Source organism: Vibrio sp. DW001 (assembly GCF_029016285.1).
GTDB lineage: Bacteria > Pseudomonadota > Gammaproteobacteria > Enterobacterales > Vibrionaceae > Vibrio.
Genome location: NZ_CP091975.1, coordinates 2,882,127 through 2,896,014, shown reverse-complemented (window position 1 = coordinate 2,896,014; position 13,888 = coordinate 2,882,127). Strand labels below are relative to the sequence as shown.

Annotated in this window: 14 protein-coding genes; 8 read left to right on the top strand and 6 right to left on the bottom strand. The window is 42.2% G+C overall.

From position 1 onward, the window contains the following. Window positions 1-122 precede the first annotated feature (122 nt). From ychF to lolB, 5 genes are all read right to left on the bottom strand, one after another. Entirely contained in the window at window positions 123-1,214 is a 1,092-nt protein-coding gene (gene ychF, locus L3V77_RS13170) for a redox-regulated ATPase YchF (RefSeq protein ID WP_275134564.1), read from the bottom strand. Window positions 1,215-1,224: 10 nt separating this feature from the next. Further along, the gene (pth, locus tag L3V77_RS13165) at window positions 1,225-1,815 is read right to left on the bottom strand and encodes an aminoacyl-tRNA hydrolase (protein ID WP_275134563.1); all 591 of its coding nucleotides are present in this window, start codon (window positions 1,813-1,815) and stop codon (window positions 1,225-1,227) included. Window positions 1,816-2,009: 194 nt separating this feature from the next. After that, window positions 2,010-2,954, bottom strand: a complete 945-nt coding sequence (locus L3V77_RS13160; protein ID WP_195705107.1) for a ribose-phosphate pyrophosphokinase — start codon at window positions 2,952-2,954, stop codon at window positions 2,010-2,012. 70 nt (window positions 2,955-3,024) lie between these two features. Beyond that, window positions 3,025-3,906, bottom strand: coding sequence for a 4-(cytidine 5'-diphospho)-2-C-methyl-D-erythritol kinase (gene ispE / locus L3V77_RS13155; RefSeq protein ID WP_275134562.1), 882 nt, complete (start codon window positions 3,904-3,906; stop codon window positions 3,025-3,027). Next, a complete protein-coding gene (lolB, locus tag L3V77_RS13150) occupies window positions 3,888-4,493 on the bottom strand; it encodes a lipoprotein insertase outer membrane protein LolB (RefSeq protein WP_275134561.1) in 606 nt (201 codons plus the stop codon). Before lolB ends, ispE begins: the two co-directional genes overlap by 19 nt. 161 nt (window positions 4,494-4,654) lie before the next feature. Between lolB and hemA the strand changes: the two genes are divergently transcribed. From hemA to ybaK, 8 genes are all read left to right on the top strand, one after another. Then, window positions 4,655-5,920 (top strand): glutamyl-tRNA reductase, encoded by a 1,266-nt coding sequence (hemA, locus tag L3V77_RS13145; protein WP_275134560.1) that lies wholly within the window; start codon window positions 4,655-4,657, stop codon window positions 5,918-5,920. An 8-nt stretch (window positions 5,921-5,928) separates the two neighbouring features. Continuing rightward, the gene (gene prfA, locus L3V77_RS13140) at window positions 5,929-7,017 is read left to right on the top strand and encodes a peptide chain release factor 1 (protein ID WP_275134559.1); all 1,089 of its coding nucleotides are present in this window, start codon (window positions 5,929-5,931) and stop codon (window positions 7,015-7,017) included. A gap of 25 nt (window positions 7,018-7,042) precedes the next feature. After that, a complete protein-coding gene (gene prmC / locus L3V77_RS13135) occupies window positions 7,043-7,918 on the top strand; it encodes a peptide chain release factor N(5)-glutamine methyltransferase (protein WP_275136768.1) in 876 nt (291 codons plus the stop codon). Window positions 7,919-7,930: 12 nt separating this feature from the next. Further along, window positions 7,931-8,314 carry a SirB2 family protein gene (locus L3V77_RS13130; RefSeq protein WP_275134558.1) on the top strand — a complete coding sequence of 128 codons (384 nt, stop codon included), beginning with the start codon at window positions 7,931-7,933 and terminating at the stop codon, window positions 8,312-8,314. A gap of 3 nt (window positions 8,315-8,317) precedes the next feature. Next, entirely contained in the window at window positions 8,318-9,127 is an 810-nt protein-coding gene (locus L3V77_RS13125; RefSeq protein ID WP_275134557.1) for a SirB1 family protein, read from the top strand. 51 nt (window positions 9,128-9,178) lie between these two features. After that, window positions 9,179-10,030 (top strand): 3-deoxy-8-phosphooctulonate synthase, encoded by an 852-nt coding sequence (gene kdsA / locus L3V77_RS13120; protein ID WP_275134556.1) that lies wholly within the window; start codon window positions 9,179-9,181, stop codon window positions 10,028-10,030. A 340-nt stretch (window positions 10,031-10,370) separates the two neighbouring features. Then, complete coding sequence (gene ushA, locus L3V77_RS13115) at window positions 10,371-12,026, top strand: bifunctional UDP-sugar hydrolase/5'-nucleotidase UshA (protein WP_275134555.1); 1,656 nt, start codon at window positions 10,371-10,373, stop codon at window positions 12,024-12,026. Between the two features lie 262 nt (window positions 12,027-12,288). Continuing rightward, on the top strand, window positions 12,289-12,762 hold the full coding sequence (gene ybaK, locus L3V77_RS13110; RefSeq protein ID WP_275134554.1) for a Cys-tRNA(Pro) deacylase: 474 nt from the start codon (window positions 12,289-12,291) through the stop codon (window positions 12,760-12,762). A gap of 66 nt (window positions 12,763-12,828) precedes the next feature. Here the strand turns inward: ybaK and rluF are convergent, their stop codons facing one another. Next, window positions 12,829-13,809 carry a 23S rRNA pseudouridine(2604) synthase RluF gene (gene rluF, locus L3V77_RS13105; RefSeq protein ID WP_275136767.1) on the bottom strand — a complete coding sequence of 327 codons (981 nt, stop codon included), beginning with the start codon at window positions 13,807-13,809 and terminating at the stop codon, window positions 12,829-12,831. Between the last annotated feature and the right edge of the window lie 79 nt (window positions 13,810-13,888).

The window sequence follows — 13,888 nt, the reverse complement described above, 5'->3', positions numbered from 1 at the left end:
ACTAATTACATTTCTCGACCAAATTGGATTATTAACAATAAAAAATAACGCGACGATTTTAACAGATACGAAAAAGCCACCTAATAAAAGTGGCTTTATTTAGAACTGATTGAGTGTTTTGGTTACACGTTAAAACGGAAGTGAACGACATCCCCATCTTTAACGATGTAATCTTTACCTTCTAAGCGCCATTTTCCTGCTTCTTTGGCACCACTCTCGCCGCTGAATTGGATGAAATCATCGTAGCCAACGACTTCTGCACGGATGAAGCCTTTCTCAAAATCAGTATGGATCTTACCTGCTGACTGTGGTGCAGTAGCACCAATTGGGATTGTCCATGCACGAACTTCTTTTACACCAGCGGTAAAGTATGTCTGTAGCGTAAGTAGATCATAGCCTGAACGAATTACACGGTTCAGCCCCGGCTCTTCGATGCCCATGTCTTCAAGAAACTCAGCGCGATCTTCGTCGTCTAGTTCAGAAAGCTCAGACTCGATAGCGGCGCATACAGGAACGACCACATTGTTTTCGTTCTCGGCGAATTTGCGTACTTGGTCGAGGAATGGGTTATTTTCAAAGCCATCTTCACTCACGTTAGCGATGTACATCGTCGGCTTTAACGTTAAGAAATTTAAGTAATCTACCGCTTTCAACTCTTCTTTCGCTAGTTGAACCGTTCTCGCCATGCCACCTTCTGTTAAAACAGGCAGAAGTTTTTCTAGTACAATCACTTCGAATTTAGCGTCTTTGTCGCCGCCCTTGGCTCTTTTTGCTTGGCGATGAATTGCTCGCTCACAAGTATCTAAGTCTGCAAGAGCGAGCTCTAAATTGATGATTTCGATATCGTCTAAAGGCGATATCTTACCTGCAACGTGAACGATGTTTTCATCTTCAAAGCAACGAACTACGTGACCAATAGCGTCTGTTTCACGGATATTAGCAAGGAATTTATTCCCTAGGCCTTCACCTTTAGATGCTCCGGCAACGAGGCCTGCTATGTCCACAAACTCCATAGTCGTCGGTAGGATTTTTTGAGGGTTAACAATCTTTGCTAGTGCATCTAGACGTAAATCAGGCACAGGTACTATGCCGGTGTTAGGCTCGATAGTACAAAATGGAAAGTTTGCTGCTTCGATACCAGCTTTAGTTAGTGCGTTAAACAGAGTCGATTTACCTACGTTTGGTAGACCAACGATGCCACATTTGAAACCCATGATATAAACCTTATTCTGCTTTGAACGTGTGTAAGCGATTTTGTGCTTTGGCTATGCCGTCTGTGAGTAAGATATCTAAGCTGCGGACAGATTCATCTACGACAGCATCAATACATTCTTGCTCTTTTGCTGGGGCTCTACCCAATACATAGCCAGATACTCTATCTTTATGCCCCGGATGGCCAATGCCAATCCGTAAGCGGTAAAATTCTTTGTTATTACCAAGTCTGCTAATTGAGTCTTTTAAACCGTTATGACCACCGTGGCCACCACCTTTTTTAAATTTACCAACGCCTGGAGGGAGATCAAGCTCATCATGAGCGATCATGATTTCTTCAGGTTTGATTTGGTAGAACTTGGCAACAGAAGCAACAGCCTTTCCAGACAAATTCATAAATGTGGTCGGAATGAGAAGACGTAAATCTTCACCACTCACCATGATACGTCCAGTATAACCAAAGAACTTTGATTCATTCTTTAATGTTATATTATGGACTCGTGCCAATTCTTCAACAACCCATGCTCCGGCGTTATGTCGGGTCTTCGCATATTCAGGACCTGGGTTTGCCAGACCTACGAGCAGTTTAATCTCTTGACTCACGGTTAGGATCTCTCTTGGATTTTCAAAAAGCGCCGTATAATAGCATAAAAGTACTTCGAGGTGCGAGGCACTAAATATGGGTTTCTACAACACAAAAAAACACCCCTTCTAAAGAGGTGTTTTTAATAAGATTAACGGTTATTTATAGCGACGAATTAAAACCGTACAAACAAACCGTTTTTAGCTAAATCTTCTTAACTAAACATAGCCGAAATAGATTCTTCGTTGCTGATACGACGAATCGCTTCAGCAAGCATGCTAGATAGAGTCAGCTGCGTTACTTTACCTGTTGCTGCCATTTCCTTAGAAAGGGTAATGGAATCGGTAATGATAACTTGGTCAATCACTGAGTTTTTGATGTTCTTGGCTGCATTGCCCGAGAACACGGCGTGGGTTGCGTATGCGAATACACGCTTAGCTCCACGCTGTTTAAGTGCTTCTGCTGCCTTACAAAGTGTGCCACCAGTATCGATCATGTCATCGACAATAACACAGTCACGACCTTCAACTTCACCAATCAGGTTCATTACTTCCGATACATTGGCGCGTGGACGACGTTTGTCTACGATAGCGATATCAATATTTCCTAACGCCTTCGCAGTTGCACGTGCACGAACAACGCCACCAAGATCTGGTGAAACGACCACAGGATCTTCTAGACCACGGGCTGCCATATCTTCAAGAAGAACTGGCGTACCGAAGATGTTATCTACAGGAACATCGAAGAAACCTTGAATCTGCTCAGCATGAAGGTCGATAGTTAATACTCGATCTACGCCCACGTTAGACAGAAAGTCAGCAACGACTTTTGCAGTGATAGGCACACGAGCAGAACGAACGCGTCTGTCTTGTCGAGCATATCCGAAGTAAGGGATAACAGCAGTAATACGGCCTGCGGAAGCACGGCGCATTGCATCAATCATTACTACTAATTCCATTAGGTTATCATTAGTAGGAGCACAGGTTGATTGGATGATGAATACGTCACTACCACGAACATTCTCGTTTATTTGAACCGCTATTTCTCCATCAGAGAAACGGTCAACAGTAGCGTCACCAAGAGAAATATAGAGACGATCAGCAATACGTTGGGCTAGTTCAGGTGTAGCGTTACCAGCAAATAGCTTCATATCAGGCACAGTGGAAACCTCGGGGTTGCGTCCAGTTTTTAAATTAGGTTGGGTGTTCACGAGTTACTCATTCCTTTAACTATTCAGTCAAAGATTTTTTGTAACTGGTGAGTGTTGTATGCAATAGGGAACGGTTTTTCCCTTGTGCGATAAAACTTAAAACAGCGTCAGGAAGTTTAGCACGAATTCTCTCTGCATCGAGTTTGTTGTTAAACTCAGAAAACAGACATGACCCTGTACCCGTCAATCTTGACGGCGCATATTGTAACAGCCATGAAAGTTGCTTATCAACCTCTGGATAAAGTAATCGAACAATTTTTTCGCAATCGTTTACTTGTGATCCAGTTAACAACTCAGCTATAGCTCGCTTTGGCGTATTTCTGGTCAAGTCAGGATGAGAAAAAATTTCTGCTGTTGATATGCTCACATCGGGCTTAACCACCAAATACCACTTCTCTTCTGGGGTTACTTTTTCCAATCGTTCTCCCACTCCTTCTGCAAATGCCGAAAAGCCTTTCACAAAAATTGGGACATCAGCACCAAGTTGTAAACCAATATCAGCCAACTCATCAAAGGTTAAATTAAGCTGCCAGAGAAAATTTAGTGCAACAAGTACGGTCGCAGCATTAGAAGAACCGCCGCCAATACCTCCGCCCATGGGCAACCTTTTTTCCAAATGGATATCAACACCGTAGGAAACCTGAGTCTTTTTCTTAAGCGCTATAGCGGCTTTCCATATTAAGTTACTCTCGACAGGTACGCCTTCAAGTTCAGGGGTAAGCGTAATCTTGTCAGAGGAATTGGCTTGGATAGTTAGGGTGTCGCAATAATCTAAAAACTGGAATAGTGTCTGAAGCTCGTGGTATCCATCTTCTCTTCTATTGTTGATATAAAGAAAGAGATTAAGCTTTGCAGGCGAGGGCCAAGAAGTCGACTGAGTTATCATGAATTTATTACCCATTTAGAAACAGCGATTTTAATTTTGGTGTCTGTGGATTTTAGTGTCATTTGATTTGGTAGCGGTAGACCATCGTGATCTTGATAGCGGGTGTAATCTAAAGTCCAGTTACGATTTCTACTTCTTTTTTGTAAAGATTTTAATGTATTAGTCTCATTAAATTGATAGTCGTCGGCCTGAATTGGTAGGCCTTTTATCCAATGTTTCAATTGAGATACCGGAAACTCTAAACCAGTTAATTCTGCAAATAACAAGTTGGCGTCTTTATTTTCGTAGATTTGGTCATCACTGGTGATTACCTTGGAACCGTCCGGTGTCATAATGAGCGTTAGTACGGTAGAGCCGAGAAAGTTGATCAAACGTAATTCGCTTTCTTTTTCAGTGTGTTTCCAATAGAAATTTAAGGTGACGGTATCTTTTGGACCTCGATAACCCAATTTGCCCGTAGCCTGAAATGAACGAATGTTTGAGAGTTGTGTACTGTGTTTTTCCCATTCTACATTAATGGCCGATTCTTCAGGGAGAGTACTACAAGCAGAAACGAAAAAAATTAGGGACAAATAGATACAGTATTTTTGAATTATTTTCATATTGGTCAATAATCACGCAAATCAAGTAAGTCTTTAGGGGTAACTATATCATCTAAATCACGAACTCATAAAAACATCTCTCTATCACCCTTTCATTAAGTAAGCCCATCAAGTAAAATTCCTCCCTTAATTCGTATATTAAAATCGAGATCCTTTATTCCATGTCCTTGCTTGTTATTGGTATCAATCACAATACAGCGTCGGTTGAATTGCGAGAAAAGGTTGCTTTTTCCCCTGAGAAGTTGACAGAGGCGCATAAGCAACTTGGAGCTGATTCAAATATAAAAAGTGGTGTTATTGTCTCCACTTGTAATCGAACAGAGATCTATTTTGATGTAAAACAAGCAAGCAAAAATCAAGTGATTGACTGGATGACAGAGTTCCATCAGATTCAACCTGAAGAACTTAAGTCAAGCTTATATATACATGAAGAACAAGCGGCAATTAAGCATTTGATGCGTGTTTCGTGTGGCCTCGACTCGCTTGTATTGGGTGAACCTCAAATCTTGGGGCAAGTTAAGCAAGCCTACTCAAGCGCTAGAGAGCTTAAGTCTGTCGACGGTACAATGGAGAAGTTGTTCCAAAAAACATTTTCAGTAGCAAAAAAAGTTCGAACAGAAACTGAAATTGGTGGGAGTGCTGTTTCGGTTGCATATGCAGCCTGCACACTTGCGAAGCACATATTTGAATCACTTTCAGAATCGACAGTATTATTAGTGGGTGCTGGCGAGACAATAGAACTTGTTGCCAAACACCTTTCTGATAATGGATGCAAACATATCATTGTTGCTAATCGTACCCGTGAACGCGCACTAGGTTTAGCAAAACAGTTTGATGCTCAGGTGATAAGCCTCGAAGAAATACCGGAACACCTATATAGAGCAGATATCGTTATAAGCTCTACAGCCAGTCCGCTGCCTATTATCGGTAAAGGTATGGTGGAAACGGCGTTGAAAAAACGCAAGCGTCAACCCATTCTTATCGTAGATATAGCCGTACCGAGAGATGTAGAACAGCAAGTTGGCGACTTAGACGATATTTATCTTTATACTGTCGACGATTTACAGTCTATTGTTCAGCAGAATATGGAACAACGCAAAGTTGAAGCGATTCAAGCTGAGGCGATTGTTTCCGAAGAGAGCGCTGCATTTATGACTTGGTTACGATCATTGCACGCTGTTGATAGTATCCGAGAATTTCGAACATCAGCGAATGCGATTAGAGAAGAACTTATCGCGAAAAGCTTACAGGCACTCGAGTCTGGTGGTGACCCTGAAAAGGTGTTGCTAGAACTAAGCAATAAATTGACCAACAGATTGATCCACGCTCCTACTCGCGCCCTGCAAAGTGCAGCGGAGCAAGGTGACCCAGATAAACTCTCTGTAATTAGACAGAGTATAGGTCTAGACGACCTACAACAAAATTAAAGAAGATTATGAAACAATCCATTTTGACTAAGCTTGAAACTCTAGTAGAGCGCTACGAAGAGGTTCAGCATTTACTTGGTGATCCTGACGTTATTGGTGACCAAAACAGATTCCGTGCACTGTCTAGAGAGTATTCTCAATTAGAAGAAGTGACGATGTGCTTCCAAGCGTACCAGCAAGCTCAAGGTGATCTCGACGCAGCTGAGGAAATGGCGACGGAAGACGATGCAGAAATGCGCGAAATGGCGCAAGAAGAGATAAAGGAATCTAAAGCCACTATTGAAAAACTGGCTGATGATCTACAGATTCTACTGATACCAAAAGATCCAAACGATGAACGTAACTGTTTCTTAGAGATTCGTGCGGGTGCGGGTGGAGATGAAGCGGGTATATTCGCCGGTCACCTTTTCCGTATGTACAGCCGTTTTGCTGAAAAGAAAGGTTGGCGAATAGAGGTAATGAGCTCGAATGAATCTGAACAAGGTGGTTACAAAGAGATGATCGCTAGAGTGAGTGGCGACGGTGCTTACGGCGTACTCAAATTTGAATCAGGTGGCCACCGAGTGCAACGTGTTCCTGCGACGGAATCGCAAGGACGTGTGCATACCTCTGCTTGTACTTTGGCTGTCATGGCAGAGATACCAGAAGCGGATCTACCAGAAATTAAATCGTCTGACCTGAAAATAGACACATTCAGATCGTCTGGTGCTGGTGGCCAGCACGTGAACACCACCGATTCTGCTATACGAATTACCCACTTACCAACTGGTACTGTAGTGGAATGTCAGGATGAACGTTCTCAGCATAAAAACAAGGCGAAAGCGATGTCGGTTCTTGCTGCAAGAATTATTAAGGCTGAAGAAGCTAGACGAGCTGAAGTTGTTTCGGATACTCGACGTAACCTATTAGGTTCTGGCGATAGAAGTGACCGTATTCGAACTTACAACTATCCGCAAGGCCGAGTATCAGACCATCGAATCAACCTTACATTGTACCGTTTGTCAGAAGTGATGGAAGGCGATCTTCAAAGCCTTATTGATCCAGTGATATTAGAATATCAAGCCGATCAACTTGCTGCGCTAGCAGACCTGAATTAATCTAGAATCTCAATTATATATGGATATGACACCGACTATTGAGGCGACGTTGAGGGCAACAACCGCTTTGCTCGATGAAAGCGGAAGCGCGTCACCATCTTTGGATGTTGCGGTATTGCTTTGCCATGTACTAGGAAAACCACGTAGTTACCTTTTAACGTGGCCTGAAAAAATACTGACAAACGAACAACAAAGTCAGTTCAGAGCGTTGCTAAAAAGACGAATTGAAGGCGAACCTATTGCTTACATAACCGGTGAACGTGAGTTTTGGTCATTGTCGCTGATGGTTTCTCCTTTAACATTGATCCCTAGACCAGACACGGAACGTCTTGTTGAAGTGGCACTGGAAAAAGTGTCCACTGAACCTTGTCAACTATTGGATTTGGGTTCGGGGACCGGTGCTATCGCTCTTGCGATGGCATCTGAGTGTCCACAGCACGCAGTTACTGGCATAGACATTCGTATTGAAGCTAAAGATTTGGCTGAGAAAAATGCAAGAAATCTTGGTATAAATAATGTTACGTTTTTGCAAGGCAGTTGGTTTGAACCGCTTGAAACAAATCGTAACGACATTGGAACTAAATTTGGCCTGATTGTTTCCAATCCACCATATATTGATAAAGATGATCCTCACCTTACCTCTGGTGACGTTAGGTTCGAACCAATAAGTGCTCTTGTTGCCGAAGAGAAAGGCCTGTCAGATATACGTATGATTGCAACACAGGCTGTTCGTCACCTAAAGCCGAAAGGTTGGTTGCTGTTTGAACACGGTTTTGAACAAGGTGAAGCCGTGCGAGAATTATTGTTAACTTTGGGTTATAGCGACGTGTCAACCGCGCAAGACTACGCTGGGAACGACAGAGTTACCTATGGCCGATATGAGTCAATTTCATTTAAATAAAGAGAAATTACAGTGTATTTTGCTTTAAAAAACATCCACATGCTGTCTATCGTACTTAGTGCGATCTTATTATCTATTCGCTATGCGTTGATGATGGCGAATTCCCCGATGGTAGAAAAGAAATTCCTAAAAATATCACCTCATGTTATCGACACGATATTGATCCTTTCCGGTATAGGGTTAATTTTCAGCCTAGGATTTATACCTTTTACACCAGGCAATGAATGGTTTACGGAAAAAGTGACCTGTATATTGGCTTATTTCGCATTAGGTTTTTTTACTCTTAAAGTCGCTAAAAATCGACTACTTAGAACCTTCGCATTCTTTGGCGCGTTAGGCTGGTTAGTAATGGCGGGTAAGATCGCAATAACGAAAGTACCAGCATTAATAGGGTAAACCATGTTTAAATTGTTCGATGAAGATTTAGATGGGATGGCGATCGTAGAAGGAGCATTAGCGCTCAATCATGCGATTAACTCCGATACAGACGTTGCTTGGGTTGAGGCGGAACTTGCGAATCTATTGAGTGAGATAGAGTTGGCGTTAGTTAACGAGACAGACGAAAAGCAGAAGTTTGACTCTTTTATACGCTACTTCTACTGCGACCTAGGTTTTAAAGGCGACAGTGAAGCCTACTTCAGCTCAGAGAATGTATTTATGGATACAGTACTGAGGCGCAGAATGGGTATCCCTGTGAGTCTTGGCGCTCTGTTTCTTTATTTTGCAGGCAAGTTAGGCTTTCCTGTTGAAGGCGTGACGTTTCCAACCCAATTTTTGGTTAAGCTGCTATGGTCTGATGAAAAGCCAATGTACATCAATCCATACAATGGTGAGTATGTAGACAAGAAGATACTCACCGCTTGGCTTATTGGACAAGAAGGGCCGTTAGCTAAATTGAAAGCAGAACACCTAAAGACAGCGGATCATCCCACGATTATTGGTCGTTGGTTAGCCGTAACCAAAAGCGCACTTTTAAGAGAAGAGCGTTATACTTTGGCACTTAGGTGTACCGATTTAGCATTAAGCTTTGTTCCCGATGACCCGTATGAGATTCGCGATAGAGGCTTTATTTATCAGCAGCTTGATTGCCACCAAATTGCAAAAACTGATTATCAATTTTTTATTGATCAGTGCCCAGAGGATCCAGCGGCTGAGTTACTCAAAAGCCAGTTAAGGGCATTGGACACAAATATCGTTACTATTCATTAGTTGATTTGTTGGATTAGCTAAAGTCATTGATTAAAAATAGAGAGAAAAAAAATGGAACAAAAAATCGTTCATGTTGGTGATATTCCAGTTGCAAACGACAAACCGTTTACCTTGTTTGCGGGAATGAATGTTCTTGAGTCTCGCGATCTCGCTATGAAAATCTGCGAACATTATGTAACCGTTACTGAAAAACTTGGTATTCCATACGTATTTAAGGCGTCATTTGATAAAGCGAATCGTAGTTCTGTCCATTCTTATCGTGGTCCCGGCCTAGAAGAAGGAATGAAGATATTCCAAGAAATCAAAGATACCTTTGGTGTGAAAATCATTACTGATATCCATACGGAAGCACAAGCTCAAATTGTTGCCGATGTCGTTGATGTAATCCAGCTACCTGCATTCTTAGCTCGTCAGACCGATCTTGTTGAAGCCATGGCGAAGACGGGCGCGGTTATCAATGTAAAGAAACCTCAATTTATGAGCCCTGATCAAGTGGGCAATATTGTGGATAAGTTTGCAGAATGTGGGAATGAAAAAATCATTCTATGTGAGCGAGGTTCTTGCATGGGCTACGACAATCTAGTTGTTGATATGCTTGGTTTTGGTGTTATGAAAAAAGTGTCCAACGGCAGTCCTATTATTTTTGACGTGACTCACTCATTGCAGATGCGAGATCCGTCTGGTGCAGCATCTGGTGGACGTCGCAACCAAACAGTAGAATTAGCTAAGGCAGGATTAGCAACGGGTATTGCTGGTCTGTTTATTGAGGCTCACCCTGATCCTGATAAGGCAAGATGTGACGGCCCGTCGGCTCTTCCATTGGATAAATTGGAGCCATTCTTAGCTCAGATGAAGTCACTTGATGACATGATTAAGAGCTTTGAACATATCGATATTAAGTAACTCATCGACGCACTATAAAATTAAACCGCCTTCTAGGGCGGTTTTTTTGTGGAAAAATTAATTGAAGTACAAACCTGAAAGAATTCAACTTTGCTAAGCCTGAACCTAGATCAATATCATAGGTAACCGATTGCCTGTGATGGCTTTTGGTTTTATGTGTATTAAATCACTTTCATTAAAATAAAACTGTAATATAAAGGTGACCTATATTTCATATATATGAAATCATAATAGATGATCTCTTCGAATAATCTAAACTTCTTCAAGTTGTCACTTGAAAAACCATGATTTGAGAACTTCACGGCAGTGAAAAATCCAAAATAAAAGAAAGGTACTAAAGATGAAGGAACGCTTGATACTTAAAACTGTGCTAGGTGCAGCAATATTAGCAACATTGGCTGGTTGCGCGACGGGACCTGCATGGGAAGAAGACCAAACATATAAGCTAACGGTTTTGCATACCAATGATCACCATGGCCGTTTCTGGTCAAATAAATATGGTGAGTACGGTATGGCAGCGCGTAAAACGCTAATCGATGAATTACGTGCTGAAGTGGCTGCTGAAGGTGGCAGCGTGCTACTGCTTTCTGGCGGTGATATTAATACCGGCGTTCCTGAATCAGATCTGCAAGACGCTGAACCTGATTTTAAAGGGATGAACAAGCTTGGTTATGACGCAATGGCGTTAGGTAACCATGAATTTGATAACGCGCTTTCAGTGCTAGATCAACAAATCGCATGGGGTGGTTTCCCAATGTTGTCTGCAAACATCTATGACAAAGCAACAGGCGAACGCAAGTATCAAGCCTATCAAATGTTTGAAAAGCAAGGCATCAAAATTGCTGTCATCGGTTTAACCACTGAAGACACGATGAAGATTGGTAACCCAGAATTTATTGCTGGATTAGAATTTCGTGACCCGAAAGAAGAAGCGAAGAAGCTGATCGCTGAAATTAATGAAAGCGAAAAACCAGATTTGATTTTTGCTGTGACGCATATGGGTCACTATGAAAATGGTAACCGTGGTGTCAATGCACCAGGTGATGTTGCGCTTGCTCGTTATTTAGACGAAGGCTCGTTAGACATGATCGTTGGTGGTCACTCACAAGAACCTGTCTGTATGGAAGGTCCTAACGTGATGAATGGCTCCTTCAAGCCGGGTGCTGAGTGCCAACCAGATAATCAAAATGGTACCTGGATAGTACAGGCTCATGAATGGGGTAAATATGTAGGTCGTGCTGACTACGAATTCCGTAACGGTGAACTGGAAATGGTGAGCTATGACCTTATTCCTGTAAACCTTAAGAAAAAAATCAAGGTTGATGGTAAGAAAACGCGCGTATTCATTCAAGATGAAATCGCTCAAGACGCGGAAATGGTCGCATTCTTGAAACCATACCAAGAGCAAGGTCAAGAACAGTTGAACATTAAGGTTGCTGAATCTAATGCGAACCTAATTGGTGAGCGAAATATCGTTCGTTTCCAACAAACTAACCTTGGTCGCTTGATTGCTACTGCACATATGGAACGCGCTAAAGCAGATTTCGGTGTGATGAATTCTGGTGGTGTACGTGCTTCAATTGAAGCTGGCGACATTACGTATAAAGATGTGTTGACCGTTCAACCATTTGCAAACGTAATTACATACAACGATATGAAGGGTAGTGAAGTACTAGACTACTTAAACGTTGTCGCGACGAAACCGGTTGATTCTGGTGCTTATGCTCAGTTCGCTGGTATTTCAATGACAGTAGAAAACGGTAAAGTGAGTGATGTTAAGGTTGGTGGTATGCCACTTGATATGAACAAGACATATCGTTTCACTGTGCCAAGCTTTAACGCTGCTGGTGGTGATGGTTATCCTAAGTTGACAGGTCATGCTGGTCACGTTAACACTGGCTTTGTTGATGCAGAAGTATTGAAAGCATACCTAGAGTCAAACACACCTATAGATGTAAGCAAATTCGAGCCAAAAGGCGAGATGGTTTACAAATAGAGATTAACTTGACGATCCTTTAAGGAACGTTGAAGATAAAGGCGATGCTAATGCATCGCCTTTTTATTTATTACGAGTGAATTATACCAAACTAAGTTAGTTTGTGATCAACATGAATGTTATTCAGCCAATCGTTCAAGACATCCTTGTACGCTTATCAATGGGCCTCAGTGCCTATTGATGTTGGTTCTATGACAAACATAATGCTGATCAGTCGATTTTCCAGATTGGTATTACTTGAAACAAAATCGTTGAGTAAAGTATGACACCAGCTATCGACCTTCTGAAGAAGAAAAAAATACCGCATACGGTTCATCAGTATAAGCATGACCCCAAGCATGTAAGCTACGGCTTAGAGGCAGCCGAGGTGCTTGGTGTGGATCCTAATAAGGTATTTAAGACCTTGATGTTCTGTATCAACGGCGAGCAGAGAAACCTTGCGGTAGCCATTATTCCGGTGGAGAGCAAGCTCAATCTTAAACAGGCGGCTAAAGCGATGAAAGCCAAAAAGGCGGAGATGGCTGACCCCACTATCGCTCAGAAAATATCTGGATACGTTGTCGGTGGTATCAGCCCGTTAGGCCAGAAGAAAAGATTGCCGACTTGTTTAGATATAACGGCTAAAGGGCAGGAGGCTATTTATGTGTCTGCTGGGAAGCGGGGACTCGATCTGGAGGTGTCGCCAGATCATCTGTTGCAACTAACGAACGGACTGTTTGCTGAGTTAACGGCATAAAAATATAGTGACCATCACCTAATTGATTGAGCAGATGATGGCCGTTAATATTACTTATCTGTGGGTCTATTTTTTTAGAGAAAGCGTACCTGCAACTCGTTTTTTCGGCTTACTATCATGTCTGTTGTCGGCGTTAGAGTACGAATCGGAATTTCTTTTTCTTGGGGAATGACGAAATTCATCGGCATTATTGCCTGAAAAGGTTCTTGGTTTTTGATTCCTTCTTGCGCGTGAAGGTTGATTCTCTTCTCGACTATCAAACAGTTTTGCGTCCGTCGCTCGTCTGATTCGCCCTCCATTCGCATTCACTTTCGATGCTTCTTCAGTATTACTTGAATCGCCACTCATTCTTAGTATTTCAGCGACTTCAGCGTCTGTTAAATAACGCCATTTTCCGTTTGGAATACCGTCGATAGTGATATTCATAATTCGCACTCGACGAAGCTTAAATACTTCATAACCTAATGCTTCACACATACGACGGATTTGACGGTTCAATCCTTGGGTCAGTACAATGCGAAATGAGTACTTGGTCTCTTCGGTAACCTCACAAGGGAGAGTAACAGTGTCAAGAATGGCCACTCCTGAAGACATTTTCTCGAGAAAGGCTTTGTTAATGGGTTTGTCTACGCGAACCACATATTCTTTCTCGTGGTTATTGCCAGCTCGCAATATTTTGTTGACGATGTCGCCATCGTTTGTCAAAAAGATCAGTCCATCGGAAGGTTTATCTAAACGACCAATTGGGAATATTCGCTGCTTTAAACCAATGAAATCGACGATATTACCAGGGATATCCCTTTCCGTCGTACAGGTGATACCTGTTGGTTTATTCAACGCGATATAGATGGCTTTTTGTTTTCGATTGAGTGGCTTATCATCGACGAGTACGACGTCATCTGCGAGTACTTTGGTCCCCATTTCTGGGACGATACCGTTAATGGTGACTCGACCACTATCAATGAGCCTATCCGCTTCTCTGCGAGAGCAAAACCCTGTCTCACTGATAAACTTATTTAAGCGTTTGCCTTGCGGATCTTGAGATATATTTTGCGACATGGTTTTCTCTGTTTCACAACGATGAAAAAAGCAACGATTAGATCGTTGCTGAGTATTGGTTTATTTT